19 protein-coding genes are annotated in these 21,876 nt (G+C 59.4%); 15 read left to right on the top strand and 4 right to left on the bottom strand.

Annotated elements, in window-relative coordinates:
• Nucleotides 1–16: 16 nt before the first annotated feature.
• Complete coding sequence (locus HMPREF1153_RS02070; protein WP_009645301.1) at nt 17–1,498, bottom strand: ArnT family glycosyltransferase; 1,482 nt, start codon at nt 1,496–1,498, stop codon at nt 17–19.
• A 90-nt stretch (nt 1,499–1,588) separates the two neighbouring features.
• Nucleotides 1,589–2,125, bottom strand: coding sequence for a nitroreductase (locus HMPREF1153_RS02065; RefSeq protein ID WP_009645395.1), 537 nt, complete (start codon nt 2,123–2,125; stop codon nt 1,589–1,591).
• 376 nt (nt 2,126–2,501) lie between these two features.
• Between HMPREF1153_RS02065 and pyk the strand changes: the two genes are divergently transcribed.
• The 9 genes from pyk (at nt 2,502) to HMPREF1153_RS02020 (ending at nt 10,013) form a co-directional block, all read left to right on the top strand.
• The gene (gene pyk, locus HMPREF1153_RS02060) at nt 2,502–3,920 is read left to right on the top strand and encodes a pyruvate kinase (RefSeq protein WP_009645298.1); all 1,419 of its coding nucleotides are present in this window, start codon (nt 2,502–2,504) and stop codon (nt 3,918–3,920) included.
• 210 nt (nt 3,921–4,130) lie between these two features.
• Nucleotides 4,131–4,331 (top strand): 50S ribosomal protein L31, encoded by a 201-nt coding sequence (rpmE, locus tag HMPREF1153_RS02055; protein WP_006193323.1) that lies wholly within the window; start codon nt 4,131–4,133, stop codon nt 4,329–4,331.
• A 129-nt stretch (nt 4,332–4,460) separates the two neighbouring features.
• A complete protein-coding gene (locus tag HMPREF1153_RS02050; protein ID WP_198003312.1) occupies nt 4,461–5,405 on the top strand; it encodes a DUF1385 domain-containing protein in 945 nt (314 codons plus the stop codon).
• Nucleotides 5,406–5,417: 12 nt separating this feature from the next.
• Nucleotides 5,418–6,485 (top strand): peptide chain release factor 1, encoded by a 1,068-nt coding sequence (gene prfA / locus HMPREF1153_RS02045; protein WP_009645265.1) that lies wholly within the window; start codon nt 5,418–5,420, stop codon nt 6,483–6,485.
• Nucleotides 6,485–7,360, top strand: coding sequence for a peptide chain release factor N(5)-glutamine methyltransferase (prmC, locus tag HMPREF1153_RS02040; protein ID WP_009645342.1), 876 nt, complete (start codon nt 6,485–6,487; stop codon nt 7,358–7,360). The genes prfA and prmC overlap by 1 nt, the downstream gene beginning before the upstream one ends.
• A 94-nt stretch (nt 7,361–7,454) precedes the next feature.
• A complete protein-coding gene (locus tag HMPREF1153_RS02035; protein WP_037369511.1) occupies nt 7,455–8,588 on the top strand; it encodes an L-threonylcarbamoyladenylate synthase in 1,134 nt (377 codons plus the stop codon).
• A gap of 49 nt (nt 8,589–8,637) precedes the next feature.
• Nucleotides 8,638–8,904, top strand: coding sequence for a DUF4160 domain-containing protein (locus HMPREF1153_RS02030; protein ID WP_006193329.1), 267 nt, complete (start codon nt 8,638–8,640; stop codon nt 8,902–8,904).
• Between the two features lie 2 nt (nt 8,905–8,906).
• Nucleotides 8,907–9,254, top strand: coding sequence for a DUF2442 domain-containing protein (locus tag HMPREF1153_RS02025; protein ID WP_009645326.1), 348 nt, complete (start codon nt 8,907–8,909; stop codon nt 9,252–9,254).
• Between the two features lie 330 nt (nt 9,255–9,584).
• Nucleotides 9,585–10,013 carry a MarR family winged helix-turn-helix transcriptional regulator gene (locus tag HMPREF1153_RS02020; protein WP_009645411.1) on the top strand — a complete coding sequence of 143 codons (429 nt, stop codon included), beginning with the start codon at nt 9,585–9,587 and terminating at the stop codon, nt 10,011–10,013.
• Between the two features lie 174 nt (nt 10,014–10,187).
• Here HMPREF1153_RS02020 and HMPREF1153_RS02015 read toward each other — a convergent pair whose 3' ends face one another.
• Nucleotides 10,188–12,383 (bottom strand): PTS transporter subunit IIABC, encoded by a 2,196-nt coding sequence (locus tag HMPREF1153_RS02015; protein ID WP_009645351.1) that lies wholly within the window; start codon nt 12,381–12,383, stop codon nt 10,188–10,190.
• 236 nt (nt 12,384–12,619) lie between these two features.
• Between HMPREF1153_RS02015 and HMPREF1153_RS02010 the strand changes: the two genes are divergently transcribed.
• The 3 genes from HMPREF1153_RS02010 to HMPREF1153_RS02000 all read left to right on the top strand — a co-directional run bounded on the left by HMPREF1153_RS02010 (nt 12,620) and on the right by HMPREF1153_RS02000 (nt 17,010).
• Entirely contained in the window at nt 12,620–14,302 is a 1,683-nt protein-coding gene (locus tag HMPREF1153_RS02010) for a carbon starvation CstA family protein (protein WP_009645274.1), read from the top strand.
• Between the two features lie 258 nt (nt 14,303–14,560).
• Complete coding sequence (htpX, locus tag HMPREF1153_RS02005) at nt 14,561–15,430, top strand: zinc metalloprotease HtpX (RefSeq protein ID WP_009645355.1); 870 nt, start codon at nt 14,561–14,563, stop codon at nt 15,428–15,430.
• 227 nt (nt 15,431–15,657) lie between these two features.
• A complete protein-coding gene (locus HMPREF1153_RS02000) occupies nt 15,658–17,010 on the top strand; it encodes an MFS transporter (protein ID WP_009645264.1) in 1,353 nt (450 codons plus the stop codon).
• A gap of 71 nt (nt 17,011–17,081) precedes the next feature.
• Here the strand turns inward: HMPREF1153_RS02000 and HMPREF1153_RS01995 are convergent, their stop codons facing one another.
• Nucleotides 17,082–18,476 carry a methyl-accepting chemotaxis protein gene (locus tag HMPREF1153_RS01995; protein WP_009645335.1) on the bottom strand — a complete coding sequence of 465 codons (1,395 nt, stop codon included), beginning with the start codon at nt 18,474–18,476 and terminating at the stop codon, nt 17,082–17,084.
• Nucleotides 18,477–18,826: 350 nt separating this feature from the next.
• Between HMPREF1153_RS01995 and HMPREF1153_RS01985 the strand changes: the two genes are divergently transcribed.
• The 3 genes from HMPREF1153_RS01985 to HMPREF1153_RS01975 form a co-directional block, all read left to right on the top strand.
• Nucleotides 18,827–19,420 (top strand): N-acetylmuramoyl-L-alanine amidase family protein, encoded by a 594-nt coding sequence (locus HMPREF1153_RS01985; RefSeq protein WP_009645356.1) that lies wholly within the window; start codon nt 18,827–18,829, stop codon nt 19,418–19,420.
• Nucleotides 19,421–19,808: 388 nt separating this feature from the next.
• Nucleotides 19,809–21,140, top strand: coding sequence for an S-layer homology domain-containing protein (locus HMPREF1153_RS01980; protein ID WP_009645270.1), 1,332 nt, complete (start codon nt 19,809–19,811; stop codon nt 21,138–21,140).
• A gap of 112 nt (nt 21,141–21,252) precedes the next feature.
• Nucleotides 21,253–21,876: Rpn family recombination-promoting nuclease/putative transposase (locus HMPREF1153_RS01975; protein ID WP_009645263.1), on the top strand; the 624-nt coding region annotated here is incomplete at its 3' end.

Here is a 21,876-nt window from a genome sequence, read left to right as displayed (position 1 = left end):
CGCTATAGAGCTGCGCCTATTTCACGTTCGATATATGCCAAAGCTCGTCCTTCTCGTTGCTGCCGCATAGTGTGAACTTACGTTCGTCGATGTCAGCGTAAGCGGCAAACTCCTCTTTCACAGGTGTTTCTCTCGGGCACAGGACGTAGAATTCGCTGAGTGCTGAAAGATCCTCGATGGCGTAAAAGGGCATGATGTTCGTCGCCGTCCACGTGCCTGGCTTTGGTGCGTTTCGCTCGACATCTTCACGTGTCTTCAACAGATATATGGTCTTGTCCGAATAGAACGTGCAGCCGACGCTGTATGTGTGCTCGCGGTAGCTCATGACGGGTATGTGCGCGGGAAGATCGTGCACGAGAGCAGCGGCGGGGGCGCCGCCTCTCTCTCGGCACATGGGAACGGCGACGAGGACGAAGAGGGTCAGATAGAAGACCCCGAAGGCGACGATGAAGATGCTCATGCGCTTCCTGTCGAAACCGCCGAGGAGGCGCGCCGCTAGGATGGCGATGGGGAAGACCGAAGGGAAGGTGTAGGTCGGATATTTCGTTGCCATGCATTGATAGACGAGAATCGTGCCGAGCGCCCAGACGAGCAGGAAGAGTGTGTCCTTTTCCGCGAAGGCGCGGCGAAGGGCGGCTTCTCGCTCTTGCCAGATTTTTTTTGCCGTACACCAGACGAGCGGCAAGGACCATGGGAAGAAACTCGCGAGGAAGATGAGGATGTAGTAGTACCAAACATTCTGTCCAGGATGTTCGGAGACGGTCGCGCGCAGGAAGTTATGCGTGCCGAAGAACGTCTCAAGGAAGACTGCGCCGTGCAGGCTGTACATGGCATAGTACCAACTGCCTCCAACGAGCAGGAAGAGAATCATGCCGCCGCCCCAGTGAAGGTGAAGAAGCTCCTTCGCATCCTTTCGGAGCACGAGGTAGACGGCAAGCAGGAGTCCCGGCAGCAAAAAGCCGATCGGCCCCTTCGTGAGGACAGCGAGTCCTGCGAAGAAGAAGGCGGCGTAGTAGCGCACACGTTTTCCTGATTCGTAGCCGAGGTAGAACGAGACGAGCGTAGCACTCATGAAGAAGAAGAGCGTCATGTCCGTGATGATCGCCTTGCCGACATACCAGAAGCCGACGGAGCTGGCGAAGAGTCCGCCCGCAAGAAGGGCCGTCCGATGTCCGTAGAGGCGGCGCGCAAAGAAGTAGAGAAGCGTGAGGCTCAAAAGCCCCATGACGGCGCTCGGGAAGCGCAGCGCGAACTCATTGACGCCGAAGATGAGACATGAGGCGATCATCTCCCAATAGAAGAAGGCGGGCTTGTCGTACCAATAGTTGCCGAAGATACGCGGTGAGAGGTAGTCGCCGGAGGCGACCATCTCCTTCGCTGTCAGCGCGTAGTTCGATTCGACGGGATCGGTGACGGCGAGACTGCCGTTTGCTGCCAGCAAGATGATTGCCCCGAAGATGAGCAGGAGCAAGAATTCCTGCTTCTCACGTTTGACCATGATCGTATTTCCTCCATTCAGCGAGTCTTGGATGTTTTCCCTGCGGCAGGCTGGGGGATCGTGCCGGGATGGCCGTCTAGTTTGCGATTCCTAACTGATGTAGGATATGCGGCTCTCGTTGCGCGGCTCGGGATCGGACACGTCGCCTGCGGCGTAGCCGAGCGCGAGATGGCCGATGCCGACGTATTGGCCGGGGCGGAAGAATATGCCGGCGCGCGAGAGAATCTCCTGCCCGAGAGGCTGTTCGAGTTCTTCCTTGGCGCGGTGAATCCAGCATGTATGGATGTCGAGTGATTCGGCGGCGAGCATCATCGTGGCGATGGCTATGCTGCCGTTGCACAAATAGTTCACATCGTCTTTGTCCGCGATGACGAGCAGGATGACAGGCGCACCGTAGAAGGGGTCGAAGCCCTTCTTCCAATGGCCGATCTGACAGTTCAGTTCAACGAGTTTTTCACGCATGACCTTGTCCGTGATGACGATCGTGCGCACGGATTCGCTGCCCATGCTGCGCGGCGCATACAGCCCCGCCTCGACGATGTCGCGCACGATGTCGGCGGGTGGCATTGTCGGCAGGAAAGCGCGCACGCTGCGCCGCTTCTTGATCGTTTCCATGACTTCGTTCATCGTTGTGCCTCTTTTCTTGCAGGATGATAATTCTTCTTTGGGATGATTGTCTTGATTTTCTTGCGTCATTATAACATAGTTTTCGATGTTATGCGACTATTGGGGGTGGAAAAGGGAATTCTTGGGAAGTTTTAAGGGAAAGGGCTTGTCGGACGTGGGAAAAAGGATTCGTAGCCCAGCAGAGCTGGACAACGATTTCTAAGATTCGCCTGCGCCCTTTGGGCTTGCCGGACGTGGGAAAAAGGATTCGTAGCCCAGCAGAGCTGGACAACGAAATCTAACATCCGCCTGCGCCCTATCGGGCTTGTCGGACGTAAGATTTCGTAGTACAATAAAAGCATGAAAATATCTTGTATGCATGGATGGAGGATGAAGTATGCTTAACAAGAAGACGAAGATCGTTTGCACGCAGGGGCCGTCTACGGATGCGCCGGGCATGGTGGAGAAGCTCATTGAGAACGGCATGAATGTCGCGCGCTTCAACTTTTCGCATGGTACGCATGACGAGCATTTGAAGCGCATCAACCGCGTGCGTGAGGCGGCGAAGAAGATGGGGCGCGTCGTCTCTCTGCTGCTCGACACGAAGGGGCCGGAGATGCGCCTCGGCGAATTCAAGGACGGCTCGGTCATGCTCGAAGCGGGAAAGCCGTTCGTGCTGACGTACGACGACGCACCGGGCGATGAGACGAAGTGCTCGGTCAATCACAAGAAGCTCTACACGGAGGTCAAGCCCGGCGACAAGCTGCTCCTTTCCGACGGACTCGTCGAGCTGAAGGTCGAGAAGATCCAGAGCAAGGACATCGTGACGACGATCTTGAACTCGGGCAAGATGAGCACGAGGAAGCGCGTCGCGGCGCCGGGAGTTCCCCTCGGGCTGCCGCCGATCTCGGAGCAGGACAAGAATGACATCCTCTTCGGCATCGAGCAGGACATGGATTTCATCGCAGCGTCGTTCATCCAGCGCGCTGATGACGTGAAGGAGATCCGCAAGCTGCTCGAAGAGCACAACGGCAGGATGGAGATCTACCCGAAGATCGAGAACCTTGAGGGCGTGAAGAACTTCGACTCGATCCTGGAGGTCTCGGACGGCATCATGGTCGCGCGCGGTGATCTCGGTGTCGAGATTCCGGCCGAGGATGTGCCTCTGATTCAGAAGGAGATCATCGCGAAGTGCAACAAGGCGGGCAAGCCTGTCATCGTCGCGACGCAGATGCTCGAATCGATGACGACGAATCCGCGTCCGACGCGCGCCGAGGCTTCGGACGTCGCGAACGCGATCCTCGACGGCACGGACGCCATCATGCTGTCGGGCGAGACGGCGAGCGGCGATTATCCGGCGGAAGCGGTTCAGACGATGGCGACGATCGCGCTTCGCACGGAGTCCTCGCTGCATTATAAGAAGATGTATCAGGGCACGGGTCTCGAAGACCTCAAGTCGCGCACGCGTGCGGTCGCCCATGCGACGGTGCAGATGGCGATGGAGCTGGACGCCGACGCGATCATCACGCCGACGGTCAGCGGCTATACGGCGCGCATCATCTCGCACTACCGCCCGAAATCCCTCATCGTCGCCTACACGCCCGATGCAAAGGCGATGCGCCAGCTCAATCTGCGCTGGGGCGTCTACCCCATCAAGGCGGCGGGCATCTGGCCTGACGAGGGCGAGATGATCGCGAACGCGACGGCGGCGGCGGTCGAAAAGGGCTGCGTCGAGCGCGGCGATCTGACGATCATCACGTCGGGCATCAAGTCCGAAGAGGGCAATACGAACGCGATCCGCGTCTACACGATTTAACCGCGTTCCACAGCGGCCTTTCGCTCCTGCGCGTGAGAAAGTTTCTCGCGATTTTCGCTTGCGGCGTACGATAGGCTGTGCTATAATGATGGAACGGCGGGCGTATGCCCGCAAAAGGCTTTGACCCAGCGATGGGGGAAGGTCGGACCAAGCGAGCGCATAGTTCGCTTGAATGCATTACCCGTCTGGGAAAAAGTGAGGTGTATAGGAATGAAGGAAGGGCTTCATCCGGAATTCTTCGAGGCGACGGTGACGTGCGGCTGCGGCAACACGTTCAAGACCGGGTCGACGAAGAAGGAACTGCGCGTGGATGTCTGCTCGAAGTGCCACCCGTTCTTCACGGGTCGTCAGCGCGATGTCGCTGCCGGCGGACGCATCGAGAAGTTCAACAAGCGCTACGGCAAGCAGTAAGGTGCTGGGGCAGGGCAGAAATGCCCTGCCTCTTCTTTATGTGATACAAAAGAGTTTTTCGCAGGCGAGCCGCTGCTGTTTCGCCTGCGAAACAGGATATGAGGAGGAAATTCTTTGGACGAAAAACTCATGGTCGGCGGGCAGGCGGTCATCGAGGGCGTGATGATGCGCGGACCCGCTCGTTCGGCGACGGCAGTGCGCACGCCCGACGGCAGGATCTCCGTCGAGTCGAAGGAGGTGCGCTCCTTCTCCGACCGCTTCCCCGTCTTTAAGAAGCCATTCCTGCGCGGCACGGTCGCGCTCGTCGAGTCCCTCGTCATCGGCATCCGCTCACTTTCGTGGTCGGCGAAGATGGCGGGCGAGGAGGAAGAGCAGCTCTCCGACAAGGAGCTGGCGGGCACGATTGCCGTCGCCTTCGTGCTCGCCGCCGTGCTCTTCATCGCATTGCCGACGGGAGCGGCGAAGCTCTTTCATGCGTGGTCGGACGATCCCGTCTTTTTGAACCTCGCCGAGGGCTTCTTGCGCCTCTTCATCTTTCTCGCCTATATATGGGGCATCTCGCGCATGAAGGACATTCAGCGCGTATTCCAGTACCACGGCGCGGAGCATAAGACGATTTTCTGCTTCGAGGCGGGGCTTCCGCTGACGGCGGAGAACGCGCAGAAGTTCGAGCGCTTCCATCCGCGCTGCGGCACGTCGTTCCTCCTGATCGTCATGCTCGTCTCCATCTTCGTTTTCGCCTTCCTTGGCTGGCCCGATCTCTGGCTGCGCATCGTGAGCCGCATCGTGCTGCTGCCCGTCGTCGCGGGGATCTCCTACGAGGCGATCCGCCTGGCAGGCAGAAGTAAGAACACTTTTGTGCACGCGCTCTCTCTGCCCGGACTTTGGCTGCAGCGGCTGACGACGCGCGAGCCGGACGCTTCGATGCTCGAAGTTGCGATCGAGTCGCTGAAGGCGGCGCTGCCCGAGGATAAGATTCCTGCGGGAAGCGCCGATTATCGCAAGACGGCGGATTCGGAAACGGCTGTGTACGAAACGCCTGCGGCTGCTTTTGCTGCGGGCGAGGGAAAGTGAGGAAGATGCGACGTGCTGGACAAGCTCCATGCCGTAGAGGAAAAATATCGCGAGCTTGAGTCGCTGATCAGCGATCCGGCGGTGCTTGCCGACATGCCGAAGTGGCAAAAGCTGAGCCGCGAGCACGCACAGCTCGCTCCCGTCGTGGAGAAGTACCGCGAGTACAAGAAGGTGCGCGAGGGGCTTCTTGAGGCGAAAGCGATCTTCGACGACAATCCCGACGCGGACATGCGCCGCCTCGCCGAGGACGAGATCGCCGAACTGCGCCCGCGCTTGGAGGCGCTGGAGCATGAGCTGCCGATCCTCCTTTTGCCCAAGGATCCGAACGATGCGAAGAACGTCATCGTCGAGATCCGGGGCGGCGTAGGCGGCGAGGAAGCGGCGCTCTTCGCGGGCGACCTCTTCCGCATGTACGCACGCTACGCCGAGCGGCGCGGCTGGCGCGTCGACGTCATCGACAAGAACGCGACGGAGATCGGCGGATTCAAGGAGATTTCCTTTTCCGTCGACGGCGCGGGCGCGTACAGCTTTTTGAAGTACGAGAGCGGCACGCACCGCGTGCAGCGCGTGCCCGTCACGGAGTCGAGCGGGCGCATCCACACGTCCGCCGTGACGGTCGCGGTTTTGCCTGAGGCCGAGGAAGTTGAGGTCGAGATCGCGCCCGCCGACCTTCGCATCGATACGTACTGCGCTTCGGGCGCGGGCGGCCAGTACGTCAACCGCACGGAGACGGCGATCCGCATCACCCATCTGCCGACGGGCATCGTCGTGCAGTGCCAGGACGAAAAGTCGCAGCTCAAGAACAAGGAAAAGGCCATGCGCGTCCTGCGTGCGCGCATCTTGGAGGCGGCGCGCGAGGAGCAGGCGGCGACGGTCGCCGCCGACCGCAAGAGTCAGGTCGGCTCGGGCGACCGCAGCGAGCGCATACGCACCTACAACTTCCCGCAGGGGCGCGTGACCGATCACCGCATCGGTCTGACGCTGCACAAGCTCGCGGCCGTGCTCGACGGGGACTTGGATGAGCTTCTGGCCGCGCTGATCACGGCGGATCAAGCGGAAAAGCTCAGGCAGGCCCAGTGATGGCGCACGAAGTCTGGACGATCGGCTCGATCCTCTCGTGGACACAGGGCTACTTCACGGAAAAGGGCATCGAGACGCCGCGCCTCGATGCCGAAGTGCTTCTCTCGCATGTGCTCAAAAAGGAGCGCATATACCTCTACGTCCATTTTGACGAGCCGCTGGAAAAGGAAGAGCTTGCGGCGTTCCGCAAGGCGGTCGCTGAGCGTGCGCGGCGCGTGCCGACGGCCTACATCACGGGCAGGCGCGAGTTCATGGGGCTGGATTTCGCCGTGTCGAGGGCGACGCTGATTCCGCGTCCCGATACGGAGATCCTTGTGGAAGCGGCCATCGAGAGATTGGGACGGCTGGCAGAGAATGGGAGAAAGCCCCTGCGTTTCGCTGACATCGGCACGGGGACGGGCGCGATCGCGCTCTCGGTGCTCAAGTACGCTTCGGAAGACGTCGCGGCGGATGCCGTCGACATCTCGGGCGCGGCGCTCGCCGTCGCAAGAGAGAACGCCGAGCGGCTGGGACTCTCTGCGCGCGTGCATTTTTATGAGGGTGATCTTCTCGCGCCGCTTTCCCATGCGGCATACGATGCGATCCTCTCGAACCCGCCCTACATCCCCGACGCCGACATCGAGCGCCTTGCGCCCGAAGTGCGCAGCTATGAGCCGATGACCGCGCTCAAGGGCGGTGCGGACGGTATGGACTTCTACGCGCGTCTTGTCGAGGCGGCGCCGCAGCATTTGCTGGCGGGTGGCTTCCTCGCCGTGGAGGCGGGCATCGGTCAGGCGCAGAAGATTCGCGCCTTGGCGAAAGAGCCTTGGGGCGATGTCGAGATCTTGCCGGATCTCGCGGGCATCGAGCGCGTCGTCGTGCTGTGGAGAAAATGAGGCTGCGCCGCGCAAGCGGCGCTTTTTGCATGTGATTTTCGCACCGCTTCCGGAAGGTGCGAGGGCGTGTGCGGTTCGCCGGACAGGGGAGGAAATGTCTGTGTTTTCAACAAAGGTTCTGCCGCCGACAGCAGCCGCCATCGAGGAGGCGGCGCATCTTCTTCGTGCGGGCGAGGTCGTAGCCTTTCCGACGGAGACGGTCTACGGACTCGGCGCGAACGGCTTCGACGCCGCCGCCTGCACGAAGATCTACGAGGCGAAGGGGCGGCCTTCGGACAATCCGCTGATCCTGCACATCGCGCACCGCGCCATGCTCGACGAAGTGGCGCTCGACGTGCCCGAGATGGCGGAGCATCTTCTGGCGGCATTTGCGCCCGGGCCTCTGACCTTGGTGCTGCGCCGCCGCGCCGCTGTGCCCGATCGCATCACGGGCGGCCTCGCGACGGTCGGCGTGCGCATGCCGGAGAATGACGCCGCGCTCGCCCTGATTCGTGCAACGGGCTTTCCTCTGGCCGCGCCGAGCGCCAACACGTCGGGCAGGCCGAGTCCGACGACGGCGGAGGCGGTGCTCGAAGACCTCGCAGGGCGCATCCCGCTGATTCTCGACGGCGGCCCGTGTCGCTTCGGCGTCGAATCGACGATCGTCGATGTGACGGGCGAGGCTGCCGTCATCCTGCGTCCCGGCGCCATCACGCGCGAAATGCTCGAAGAGGTCGTCGCCGACGTACGGCTCGACCCGGGACTCGCCGCGCAGGAGCGTGCGGCGCAGATGAGCGTCAGCGCGGTGTGCCCTGCGGCGGCGAACGGCGCGGAAGCAGGGGAGACGGCTGACGTGCATACGGTCGCCGCCGCACCGCGAGCGCCCGGCATGAAGTACACGCACTATGCGCCGCGAGCGCCGCTGACCTTGCTCGCCGCCCCGCCCGCTGACTTGCCCGCCGCCTTTCGCGCGGCGCTCGCCGAAGCGGCGGGCAAGTCGGTCGGCCTCATCGTGACGGATGAGACAGCGGCGGCGCTTGCAGGCGAGGCGGAAGAAGACTTTGTCGTGCGTCTCGGTGCGAGAAAAGACGTGCGTGCCATCGCCGCGCATCTTTACGAAGCCCTTCGCGCCTTCGACGAAAAAAAGGTTGACTTCATCCTCGGCGAAGCGCTCGACGAAAGCGGCTTGGGACTCGCCATCATGAACCGCCTCAAGAAGGCCGCAGGGTATCGGATTCGCCGCTTTTGAACGGTGTGTGGTATAATGGGGACAAGTGAATGAGGAGGTGTAGGACATCGTGCCCGAGATCAGCTTGTTTTTTGGCATACGCATCACGATGTATTACGAAGATCACAATCCACCGCATATCCATGCAGAATATGCGGGAAATGAAGCGACCATCGACATTCAAAATGCCCATATCCTGCGCGGCTACCTGCCCGGAAGGCAGTTGAAACTTGTCCTCGCATGGTGCGTCATGTATCAGGATGAACTGATGCAGAATTGGGAACTGGCAAAGAGCGGCAGAACTCCGGAGCGCATACCGCCGATGAGGAGGGGATAATCATGGACAGCCGATTCATGCCCGAGGTGCTGCAGGCCGTGCCGGGCGACGGATATGTCATCTATGCGTATTTCAACGACGGCACCGTGCGCCGCTACGATGCGGCGAAGCTCGTGCAGAAGGGCGGCGTCTTCGCGCGCCTCAAAGAGCGCGCATTCTTCACCACCGCCCTGACGGTCATGAACGGCACGGCGGCATGGGATGTCACGGGGACGCGCGATGCGGCGCAGTGCATTGATATAGATCCGTTCGTCCTCTATGAGTCTCCTGTCGTACCCGACCCGTTGGAACGCGCGCATACCCCGGGAGATCATGCTTGTGCGATGAAAACGGATGCTGAAAACACCTGAAATTATAGGGAGTAAAGGCAAAGTTGCCCCATCTGTCTGTGTCTTTGGTTTGATTTCTTGGACTTTCACGCTAATTTTAGAGGAGCGTAAACTACACGCACAAACGTCCACTTTGTGGACATTGTGCGCCGCCCTTACAGAAGCCTAGCCAATCGGTCTGCACCTTCGGCTTGACCTCTTGGGGCTTCATGGTAAAATTTTGCGGGACAAGGTGGATTTTCTTGGAAAACCGTAGTATAATACTACTTAGGAATAGCGCTTTTTCGCTGATGTGGAAAAAGTGGAATTTTAGAAATGGGCATTATATCCTACTGCAGGGGAGGGTCTGTTTTGCAGCCAAGCGATATGGGAACGATCATTGCTTTGATCTATCGGTACAGCCAGAGTTACTTTAACGAGAAGTTGAAGAAGTATGGTCTGGGAAACGGGCAGTATGTGTTCTTGCTGCACCTTCTCGACCATGAGGGGATCAATCAGGAAACCTTGGCGCACATGGTGAAGATTGACAAGACGACAGCGGCGCGCGCCGTGGCGAGACTCGTCCATGCCGGCTATGTGAGCCGCACGGTCAGCGACAAGGATCGCCGCGCCTATGTACTGCGCACGACGGAGAAGGCGCAGACCGTGAAGAAGGCGCTGAAGAAGACGATGGACGACTGGTACAAGATCTTAGTGCAGGATTTCTCCCCGGAGGAGTGCCGCCAATTCGACAGATTGCTGAAGCAGACCGTAGAGAACGCCGCAGCGCAGGAAGTTTGATGTCATTGAAAAGCCCCGAAGAATCGCATGCGATTCCTCGAGGCTTTTCGTGTATTTTGCGTATGATTCCAACCTTTCTTTTGCCATTATAGATTTTCGTGCATGGATGTCAAGCGCGCCCGTGGAAGGGCGCGCTCGGCGTCCATTTGTCTTTCAGTGAATCTTTGATTTGGCTCAGCAGCTGCCGACCTCGTCGAGCGCCTTGACCGCGCCTGTCTTCGTGAGGCTTACGGCTCTTCCTTCGCCGAGTCCTGTGAAGATGACGAGGCAGGCGTCGGACTTTGCATGTTCCTTGATGTAGGCGTCGTCGAAGGTCATGAGGCGGTCGCCTTTCTTTACCTTCTGTCCGCCTTCGACGAAGACCTCGAAGCCCTGCCCGCCGAGTGCGACGGTATCGACGCCGATGTGCAGCAGGTATTCCGTGCCGTCAGCGGCCTTCATGCCGATCGCGTGCTTCGTGTCGAAGACGAAGACGACTTCGCCGTCCTCGGGCGCGTAGACTGTCTCTTCCGTCGGGTAGACGAAGTAGCCGTCGCCCATCATCTTGCCCGCAAATGCCTCGTCGGGCGCTTCCTCGATCGGATGCACCGTGCCTGCGACAGGCGTGAAGAGCGTGTGTGCGGCAGTTTCACCGGCAGACGCTTCCTGCGCGCCCGACTCTTGTGCCGAGGTGTTTTTCTCAGGCACGTTTGTCGCAGAAGCTTTTTCCGTCGGCTCTGCAGCGGCCATCGCTTCCGGCTCGACGTCGGGGGCTGTTTCGAGGTACGTCTCAAGATTCGACTTGATGACGGCGACCTGCGGGCCATAGATGACCTGCACGCCCGTGCCCTTGACGATGACGCCGACGGCGCCCGTCGCCTTTAAGAGCTTCTCGTTGACGAGTGAGGAATCCGCGACCGAGCAGCGAAGGCGCGTCGCGCAGCAGTCGACGGAAGTGATGTTCCTCTTGCTGCCAAGGCCGCGCGCGATTGCCGCGCTCTTGGCATCGGATGCGCCCGCGCCGGACGCTGCTCCCGCCGCGCCTTGCTGCGCCTGGTAGTCAGCCTTCGAGTAGAGCTTCGTCTCCTCGTCGTCGTCCTCGCGGCCCGGCGTCTTGAAGTCGAAGTGACGGATCATCCACGAGAAGATGAAGTAGTAGAGGAAGAAGTAAACGACACCGACCGGGATGATGTACATCCAGCCCGTCTTCGCCTCTCCCTGCAGGATGCCGAAGATGAAGAGGTCGAGGAGACCGCCCGAGAATGTCAGGCCGACGGCGATGTTGAGGATGTGCGCGATCATGTAGGCGGCGCCTGCGAGCGCGACCTGCACGGCGAAGAGCGCGGGTGCGACGAAGAGGAAGGAGAACTCGATCGGCTCGGTGATGCCCGTGAGCATCGAGGTCAGAGCCGCCGAGAGCAAGAGGCCGCCCGCGACCTTCTTCTTCTCGGGACGCGCACAGCGGTACATAGCGAGCGCCGCGCCCGGCAGGCCGAAGATCATGAAGATGAACTCGCCCGAGAAGTAGCGCGTCGCATCCGAGCTGAAATGCGTGACATCGGGCGAAGCGAGCTGGGCGAAGAAGATGTTCTGACCGCCCTGGACGAGCTGGCCGTCGATCATCATCGAGCCGCCGACGCCCGTCTGCCAGAACGGCAGATAGAAGACGTGGTGCAGGCCAAAGGGGATCAGAGCGCGCTTGATGATGCCGAAGATCAGCGTGCCGATGTAGCCCGTGCCCGTCACGAGGCCGCCGAGCGCGAAGATGCCCTGCTGGGCGAGCGGCCAGACGAAGTACATGGCGATGCCGACGAAGAGGAAGACGATCGTCGAGATGATGGGCACGAAGCGTGAGCCGCCGAAGAACGACAGCGCGTTCGGCAGCACGATCTTGTGGTACTTGTTGTGCAGCCACGCGACGCCGATGCCGACGATGATGCCGCCGAAGACGCCCATCTGAAACGAGAGGATACCGCAGCTCGGCGCGATCGTGCCTTCGAGCACCGAGGGCGCGATCGTTCCGTCCGCAAGGATCTGGCCGCCGATTTTCAGCATGGCGTTGCACGCTGTGTGCATGACGAAGAAGGCAATCATGGCAGAAAGCGCCGCGACCTCCTTCTCCGCCTTCGCCATGCCGATGGCGACGCCGACGGCGAAGATGATCGGCAGATTGCCGAAGATCGTGCTGCCCGCGCTCGCCATGATGGAGAGAAGCGCGTGAAGCGGCGTTCCTGCACCGAGTACGGCGGTAAGTCCGTACGTCTCGATGGTCGTGGCGTTCGTGAACGACGCGCCGAGCCCCAAGAGTATGCCAGCGATCGGCAGGATGGCGACGGGCAGCATGAAGCTGCGTCCGACGCGTTGGAGCACACCGAAAATTTCGTCTTTCATGACAGCGAAAACCTCCTTTCCGGGGAATTGCTGGATTCATCCATACCTCCCCAACAGAAGAAATATTACGTTTTGATTATACCGCAAAGGGAAGAAGATTGTAAAGGTGGGAATGTTAAGAAGAATCGTTGATTTCGATATCTACTGGGAAAGTTTACAAGTTGACACATGGAGCAAAGCGTGCTATATTATCCTTCATACATATTCATTCATCTTTAAGGAAAGAAGGATTCATCATGAATGCACTGATGCTTGTCGGGTGCGCCATCGTTGTCTTTCTCGCCGCCTACACTATCTACGGACGGTGGCTCGTGAAAACGTGGGGCATCGACGAAACCGCCGCGACGCCGGCGCAGAGATTCGAGGATGGGCAGGACTACGCGCCTGCCTCGCGCTTCACCGTCTTTGCGCATCAATTTTCCTCCATCACGGGCGCAGGCCCCGTCACGGGCCCCATCATCGCCGCCATGTTCGGCTGGCTTCCGGCGTTCCTCTGGCTGCTCGTCGGCGGCGTCTTCTTCGGCGCGGTGCAGGATTTCAGTGCGCTCTATGCGTCGGTGCGCAACGAAGGGCGCTCGATGGGCATGCTCATCGAACAGTACATCGGCAAGACGGGGCGCCGTCTCTTCCTGCTGTTTTGCTGGCTCTTCACGCTGCTCGTCATCGCCGCCTTCGCCGACATCGTCGCGAACACGTTCAACGGCTTCGGCAAGGACGGCAGCCTCGCCGTACCGAATGCAGCGGCGGCCTCGATCTCGATGCTCTACATCTTCGTGGCGATGGGCTTCGGACTCTTCATCCGCCGCATGAAGCCATCGGGCGCAGTGAAGTTTTTTGTCGCCATCGCGCTCATCGTCGCCATGCTCGCCGTCGGCATTTCTTATCCGCTCTATTTCGATGCGACGGTTTGGCGCTACGTCGTCTTTGCCTACTGCTTCATCGCCGCCGTCCTGCCCATGTGGTTCTTGATGCAGCCGCGTGACTACCTGAGCGTCTTCCTGCTCCTCGGCATGGTCGCGGGCGCTGTCCTCGGCGTGCTCATCGCCAATCCTGTCATCGAGATGCCCGCCTTCGTCGCCTTCGAGGTCAAGGGACAGTCGCTCTTCCCAATCCTTTTCATCACGATCGCCTGCGGCGCTGTCTCGGGCTTCCACAGCCTCGTTTCTTCGGGCACAAGCTCGAAATCCATCGAGAACGAGCGCGACATGTTGCCCGTCGGCTACGGCGCAATGCTCGTTGAATCGCTTCTCGGCGTCGTCGCCCTCGTCATCGTCTGCTCGGCGGCGACGGGCGGGCATCTGCCGGACGGCACGCCGTTCCAGATTTTCGCGGGCGCTGTCTCGGGATTCTTCGTGGAGTTCGGCCTGCCGAAGCATGTCGCCGCCTGCATCATGACGATGTGCGTCTCGGCGCTCGCCATGACGACGATCGATTCCGTCGCACGCATCGGACGCATGTCCTTCCAGGAGCTTCTCGCACCGTCGGAGGGTGAGTCGGAAGGCGCCGCCGCGAAGATCCTGCGCAACAAGTACGTCGCGACGGCAATCACGCTCGCGCTCGGCTATCTGCTGTGCCTCGCGGGCTACATGAGCATCTGGCCGCTCTTCGGCGCGGCGAACCAGCTGCTCGCGTCCCTCGTCCTCATCTCCATCGCCGTCTTTCTTCGCACGACGGAACGCAAGGGCTGGATGCTCTACGTCCCCATGACCTTCATGTTCCTCGTCACGATGTCGGCGCTCGTCATGAGCGTCTATGGCATCATCGGCAAGCTTATGAACGGCGGTTTCGTCTTCCTGGTCGACGGGCTGCAGCTCCTCCTCGCGCTCGCACTCATGACGCTCGCGCTTCTGGTCGTCAAGCACTGTGCCGCTGAACTCGTCACGGGCAAAGCCGAGCATGAGGCGCGTACCGATATGTGACGGATTGACGAAAACAGCTTGTCAGAATCCTGCTCCTCTGCTATAATAGTCCTATGGGAACCCCTGATAAATTCAGCCACCTATCTTCACACATCTGGGTGACCTCATTTTATCAGCACCTCCTATATTTTCCAGAGGAGCAGCCGCGATTCTGCGGCGTCCGCCGGACGCACGGTGCGCGGCATATATATGCAAGCGAGACCTTGTCCCGTATCCGGGGTGGGGTCTTTTTCGTATAGGGAAAGGAGAGTCTTCTCTATGAATACGATAAAAACAACGATCTTGATGGCGCTCATGATGACCCTTCTCGTCGTCTTGGGCGGCGTGATCGGCGGCAAGGGCGGCGCGATGATGATGTTCGTCATCTCTTTGGCGATGAATTTCTTCTCCTATTGGTTCAGCGACAGCATCGTGCTCCGCATGTACGGCGCGCGCCCGCTGACGGAGAGGGAAGCGCCCGAGCTTTATCATCTTGTGGCAGATCTTGCCGCGCGCGCGGGTCTGCCCATGCCGAAGGTCTGTCTGGTCGAATCTATGACGCCGAACGCCTTTGCGACGGGGCGCAGCCCTTCACACGCCGCCGTCGCCGTCACACGCGGCATCGTCGGCATGTTAAGCCGCGAAGAGCTTTCGGGCGTGCTCGCGCATGAGCTTTCGCATATCAAGCACCGCGACACCCTGATCTCGACGATTGCCGCCGCCATGGGCAGCGCGATTTCCATGCTCGCCTACATGGCGCAGTGGAGCGCGATCTTCGGCCGCTCGGACGACGACGAGGGCGCAGGCGGCATCGTCGGCACGCTTCTCGCCGTCCTCGTCGCACCGCTCGCGGCGACGCTCATTCAGCTCGCGATCTCGCGCTCTAGAGAGTACGACGCCGACAAGTCGGGCGGCGAGATCTGCGGCAATCCGCGCTATCTCGCGCGGGCGCTCGAAAAGATCTCCGGCACGGTACAGTCCATGCCGCCGATGCGCGAGGCCGAGGCGCAGCCTGCGACGAGCAATCTCTTCATCGTCAACCCGCTCGCCGGCTCGCGCCAGGCCTTCGTGAACCTCTTCTCCACGCATCCCGCGACCGCCGAGCGCGTCGCCCGACTCGAAGAGCAGGCGCGGCTTCTGGGGCGGTGACGGATTGCCTACCGTCAGCCGGATGTGCTGTGCTGTAAGCAGCGGAAAAGTTGTAACGATACCATGTCAGATACAAGAAGAGTCCTCAAGGCGGCAGCCTTGGGGGCTTTTTGTTGTGTCAGCAGAATTCCTACAAGAAAATCAGATTTTTTCCGCTACTTTTCCCGTTCTCTATATGAAATAATACTGAGCAAGAACATTTCGATTCCAAGAAAGGAGATTCATTCATGCTTGCTTTTCTCAACAAACTTTTCCTCACGGCGCCGGATGCGCCGCCCATGCAGGATGCGGAGAAGGCGAAGAGCATCTTCTACAGCCTGCGTTGGCGCGTCTTCGCTTCCATCACGATCGGCTACGCCTTCTACTACATCATCCGTCAGAGCTATTCCGTCATCAAGAAGCCTCTTCTGGCGTCGGGCGCGGTCGATCCCACGCAGGTCGGCATCATCGGTTCGATCTTCTTCGTAACGTACGGTCTTGGCAAGTTCACGAACAGCTTCCTCGCTGACCGCATGAACAACAAGCGGTTCTTCGCCTTCGGTCTCTTCATGTCGTCCGTGACAATGGCGGCGATGGGGCTCGTGAACTCGTTCGTGCCGCTCGCCGTGCTCTGGGGCATCAACGGCTGGTTCCAGTCCTACGGCGCAGGGCCGTCGATCGTTTCGCTCAACCAATGGTTCAGCAACCGTATGCGCGGCACGCTTTACGGCGTCTGGTTCACGAGCCACAACCTCGGCTCGTCGTTCGCCTACTTCGCGATCGCGGCCATCGTCAGTGCCTATAGCTGGTCGATGGGCTTCATCGCGGCCGGCCTCATCTCGCTCATCGGCACCGTCTTCATCTACCTCGGCATGAGCGACCGCCCCGAGACGCGCGGCCTGCCGAATGGCGCCGTTCTCTACGGTGAAAAGACGCAGGCGCAGGTCGATGAGGAAAAGACGCGCTCCGTCGGCTCGATGCAGTGGAACGCCGTCGTCAAGAACCCCGCCGTCTGGATTCTCGGTCTCTCATCTCTCTGCGTTTACATCGCACGTTACGCGGTCGAGAGCTGGGGCGTCGTCTATCTGACGAGTGCCAAGGGCTACGACATCATGGGCGCGGCGGGCGTCATGGCGTACATGCAGGTCGCGGGTATCTTCGGCGCACTTCTCTGCGGCTGGATCTCCGACCGCTTCTTCCACTCGAAGCGCAACATGCCAGCGCTCATCTACGGTCTTCTTTACACGGCCTCGATCGCGGGCTTCGTCTGGGCGCCGCAGTCGTTCTACACCGACCTCTTCTGCATGACCTTCTACGGCTTCACGATGGGCGCGCTCGTCTGCTACATGGGCGGACTCATGGCAGTCGACATCGTGCCGAAGCGCGTCACGGGTGCAGCGATGGGCATGATCGGTCTCCTGTCTTACGCGGGCGCCGCGATCCAGGAGTTCGTCACGGGCAAGCTCATGACGATCACGACCGTCGGCGGCGAGAAGATTTACGACTTCGGCTATGCCACCGAATTCTGGGTTGGCGCAGCGCTCCTCTCGACGCTGCTCGCACTCCTCGTCTGGAACGCGAAGCCGCAGGACGAAGCGTAAATTACGGGAAATAGAAGAACCGCCCTCTGGAAGCGAGAATGCTTTCAGAGGGCGGCTCTTTCTGTATACGGTCACATGGCCTTCAGTTGATCCAAGGCGCCTAGGACTTCTTCGGAAACGCTTTCGATTTCCGGCAGGAGGCTTCGCACCTTGTATTCGTTGTGGCTGTTGTAGGCGTCGATGGCCTCAGCGCAGAGCTTGTGGAAACGAGCATGCGACGCGTCGAGATTTTCAAATACGGGCGTGCCGCCGTACTTTGTGCGCCCTTCGCCCGAATACCATTGACCGAGGCGGCAGGTCTCATGGCTGATGACGTCGGCGGAGTTGAGCTGCAGGTTGCCGAGGAGCATCTGGTTGATGCGCGCGAACCAGATCAGATGGTCGGTCCTGGCGAGGTCTAGGAGCTCATTCGAGGTGAGCGAGAGGCCGTTCTTGAGGAAGTTCGTGCGCACGGTGCTCGATTCCATGAGCACATGGAAGAGCCCTGTGTTGCATTCTTTTGACTCGTTCTTCGCCGTGTGCATGTTGTCTACCGCCTGATTCAGCGACGCCGTCATCTCCTCGAAAGACGCCGACTGCTGCTCTGCGAACGGCGCGAGCTTTTCCATCGCCGTACTGATGTCCGTGAAGGTGTCGCGGATTGCGCCTGCCTGCTGCTCCGTCGCCTCTATGTTCTCCGAATTCTTCGTGAAGGTTTCGTCCATCGAGTCGAATTGCCCGCCGAGGTTCTTGACCTCGCTTTGGATCGACGTGAGCTGGGCGCGAATCTCCTCGACTGACTCCTTCGACTGCACGGCGAGCTTTCGGACTTCTTCAGCGACGACGGCGAAGCCGCGCCCGTGCTCGCCTGCGCGCGCCGCCTCGATGGAGGCGTTGAGGGCGAGCAGGTTCGTCTGCTCGGAAATGCCGTTGACCGTCGCCACGAGCGTGTTGATGTTCGCCGTCGAACTCGTCAGCTTCTCCATGCGCTGCACCATGAGGCTGATGCTCTCGCCGACGACCTTGTTGCCGGCAGACATTTCCATGATCGTCTCGCCTGCTGCATTCATCGTAGTCTGTCCCGAATTCGTCTGATCGGCGATCTCGGTCGACATGGAGGCGATGTCGTTGATCGACTCCGCCAGAGTGCGTATGACGCTCATGACTTCCTGCACGCCGCTCGCGATGTCCGTCAAATTGAAGAACAGCTTGTTGAGCATGATGGAGGCATGGATCTGGCTTGCGAGGCTGTTGTTCAGCATCAGCGTGATGTCGTGCGCCTGCTGTTCCTGCTGTGCGGCGAAAGCCTGCAGAGCTGCCGCCAAGGGCTGCAGGGAGGGGTCCCTCACCTGGGGCGGCGGGGTTTCGAGCTTGCCCGAGGCAAGCGTCTTCAGATATTGCTCCAATCTCCGAATGTCGTCCGCCGCTCCCTGGGATTGTGCAGCGGCGGGCATGGCTGCGGCTTTCTCTTTCTGGAAGAAGCCCATGATGCACCAACCTTTCTCTTCCGATTTTCTCGGACGGGTTTCTTCGGGAAGCACTGATGGATGCAAGCCATCGCCTTGGTGCTGCCAGCGCTTCCATAAGCAAAGACTCGTGCCACAATTCTTCTCCTTTCTTGCTCTATCGTTAAAAAACAATTTCTGGAAAAGGTTCTTTAGGGAAGAATATGTAGGACGATTCTACATCTTATATACGAAGAAAAGACCTAAGAAACTTTTTGCGCAGGAGGGAGATATATCCTTCTTCTCTGCTGCATGTATGACCGCGAAACGCAAGAAGATACTTTCGTCGGATAAAAGCGCCGAAAGATGACATGAGAAAAGGAGTGGGAACGATGCGTGTATTTTTGAATCCGGGGCACGACCTTCTGTACGACAGCGGTGCCGTCAATGCGGAACTTGGTCTCCGAGAGTGCGACGTCGCCGCCGACATCGGCGAGCACGTGAAGCTCTATTTGGAACTTGTCGGCATCGAGGTCTTCCTCATGCAGAGCGACAATCTCGCTTGGGAGAGCCGCCATCTTGAGCGCTGGAATGCCGCCGTGACGGACGAGGCGAACAAGTGGTGCGCCGATATCTTCATCAGCCTGCACTGCAACGCGGCGGACGGCGAGGCGCACGGCACGGAGACGCTCATCTATGAGCGCGGCACGAGGGCGGAAAGACTCGCGCGCGCCATCGGCTGGCAGATCACGACGTCGCTCGGCACGACCGATCGCGGCGTCAAGGAGCGCCCCGAACTCATCGTACTGCACGCGACGGCGATGCCCGCCGTCCTCGTAGAGATGGCGTTCATCGACTATCTGCCCGAGGCGCAGCTGCTCACGGAAAAGGCCGACGTTTTCGCACGCGCCATCGCGCGGGGCGTCACGGACTACGAGACGGAAATGCAGGCAGGGGAGAGCGGGGCGTCCGCGATTTCCGAGTGAGGACAGGGCACACGGCAGCAGCCCCCGACGTTGAAAAAGCAGCGTCGGGGGCTGCTATTATTTTATTGGAAGGGTACTCAGCCACACATCTTGCCAAAATCTGCTCCATCGGTCGCATCTTCAACATAGTTTGGGACTTCAGGATAGAATATGAATCTTTTTCATGTTTTGCTTGCCTCCCCAGCAAGATATGTTATCATTATCAACGAGCAGACTGCAAGCGGGGATATTCTTGAGGGAACGTGGATACTCGGAAGCTCCCCCTTGGATGGTCTGACCACAGTTCATTTCCATCTAGGAAGCGCTGATAAAATGAGGTTGCCCAGATGTGTGAAGATGGGTAGCTGAATGTATCAGTGATTCCCCTATTTCAAAGGAGGAGTTTTTCATGAAGAAGTCTCTGACAGCCGCCTTGACGACGGCACTCGTCGTCGGCGCGGCCTCGACGACCTTTGCGGCGGCGAACCCGTTCAGCGACGTCCCTGCCGATCATTGGGCGTACGACGCAGTCGCACAGCTCGCCGATGACGGCGTCATCGAGGGCTACGGCGACGGCACGTATCGCGGACAGAACGAGATCACGCGCTATGAGATGGCGCAGATGGTCGCCAAGGCTATGACGAAGGAAGACCAGGTCAACGCCCAGCAGAAGGCGATGATCGACCGCCTCGCCGCTGAATTCAGCGAAGAGCTGAACAACCTCGGCGTGCGCGTCGCGAACCTCGAAGACCGCGTCGACAACGTCAAGTGGACGGGCGAACTGCAGTACACTTACGAGAAAACTGGTGGGGAATTCATCGGTAAGTATGAGGGCGGCGCGAAGACGAACAATGAAATTCTCTTCCGCTTGGAGCCGGAGGCCACGGTCAACGATCATTGGAAGGTCAAGGCTCGCCTTGACGCTATGTGGAATCCCAGTACGGATTCGTCGGATGACGACCATGACAGCCATGTGTCGCTTGAGCGCGCCTACGCCGAAGGTACTTATGGTACGACGGTCATCGATGCCGGCAAGATGCCCGTCTTCACGGAGCAGGGCGTCCTCATCGACGACGATTTGTCCGGCGCTGCCGTGACCTTCGGCGCGGAGCAGCCGTTCTCGGGCACGATTTTTGCGGGACGCTACGACCTCGCACATTCCGCTTGGGGTGACGAGGTGAAAGAGGCACGGGAGAAGGGCTTTACCGGCAAGAGCTGGGCGAACGTGCAGATGGTGAACCTCAACTGGAATCCGTCGGAGAAGTTTCACGTCGGCGCTGACTACGTGCGCATGAGGAACAAGGATTTCGTCCATAACATGGCTGGACTGGACGCGACGTGCAACTTCTGGGGTCTCGGCATGAAGTGGCGTCCCGAGAGCACGGTCGCTCTTTCGGGCGGCTATTGGAAGAACACGAGCGATGAATCTGCCGGAATCAAGGACGAGCATCTGAAAGCCTACAATATCGAGCTTGCATACAAGGGGGCAGAGCCGGAGAACCCGCGTACGTTCGGACTCCACCTCGCATACCGCTACCTCGGCGGCGCTGCAGTAATCAAGCCGACCTTCGACGGTGCAATGTGGAACACGAAGGGCTGGGAACTCGGTGCAGAATACACCTTCGCCAAGAACATCGTCGGCACGCTCATCTACTTTGACGGCGATCAGATCTTCTCGGCAGAGCCTGAGGGCAAGACCAGGGAGAAGAAAGGTTTCGCCCGCCTCGAATACTTCTTCTAAGCTGGAACAAACAGCGGAGCCGCTGCACAGGATTCTGTGCGGCGGCTCTTTTTTGTATGCGAGTCTCATGGTATAATATAAAATATAGAGAATGGATCGGGAGATGAAGCCGATGTATCGTATCAAGCCGTGGGAAGAGCTGACGATTCAGGACGACTACATGTTCAAGCTCATCATGGGCGTCAAGCGTATATGCCTGAGCCTGCTGCAGAACATCCTGCACATGGAGATTGCGGACATCCATTATTTAGAAACAGAAAAATCCGTGGATGCACGCTATCAGGGCAAGGGCATCCGCATGGACGTTTACGTGCGTGACGACGCGAATACGGTCTATAATATCGAAATGCAGGTTCGTATGCCGGAAGGCAAGAGCCTCTTCAAGCGCACGCGCTACTATCAGTCGATGATCGATGCCGACCTTCTGGAGACGGGCGCTGATTATGACGACCTGAACAAGACCATCATCATTTTCATCTGCCCGTTCGACCCTTTCGGCAAAGGGCGGCACATCTACACTTTCCGCAACTTCTGTGCGGAGGACAAGACACTTGAGTTATCCGACGACGCAGCGAAGATATTCTTGAACGCCAAGGGTACGCTGAACGATGTGGATGAAAGCATCAAGGCATTTCTCGACTATGTGAACGGTATCGTATGCAACGATCCCCTCGTGCGGGCCATCGACGAGGAGATTCGGAGGATCAAGGAAGAGAACGAAGAGAGGGTGAGCTAC

The sequence above is a fragment of the Selenomonas sp. CM52 genome (assembly GCF_000292955.1).
Classification (GTDB): Bacteria; Bacillota; Negativicutes; order Selenomonadales; family Selenomonadaceae; genus Selenomonas.
The sequence above is the reverse complement of the archived record's forward strand: the minus strand, read 5'-3'. Positions and strand labels throughout refer to the sequence as shown.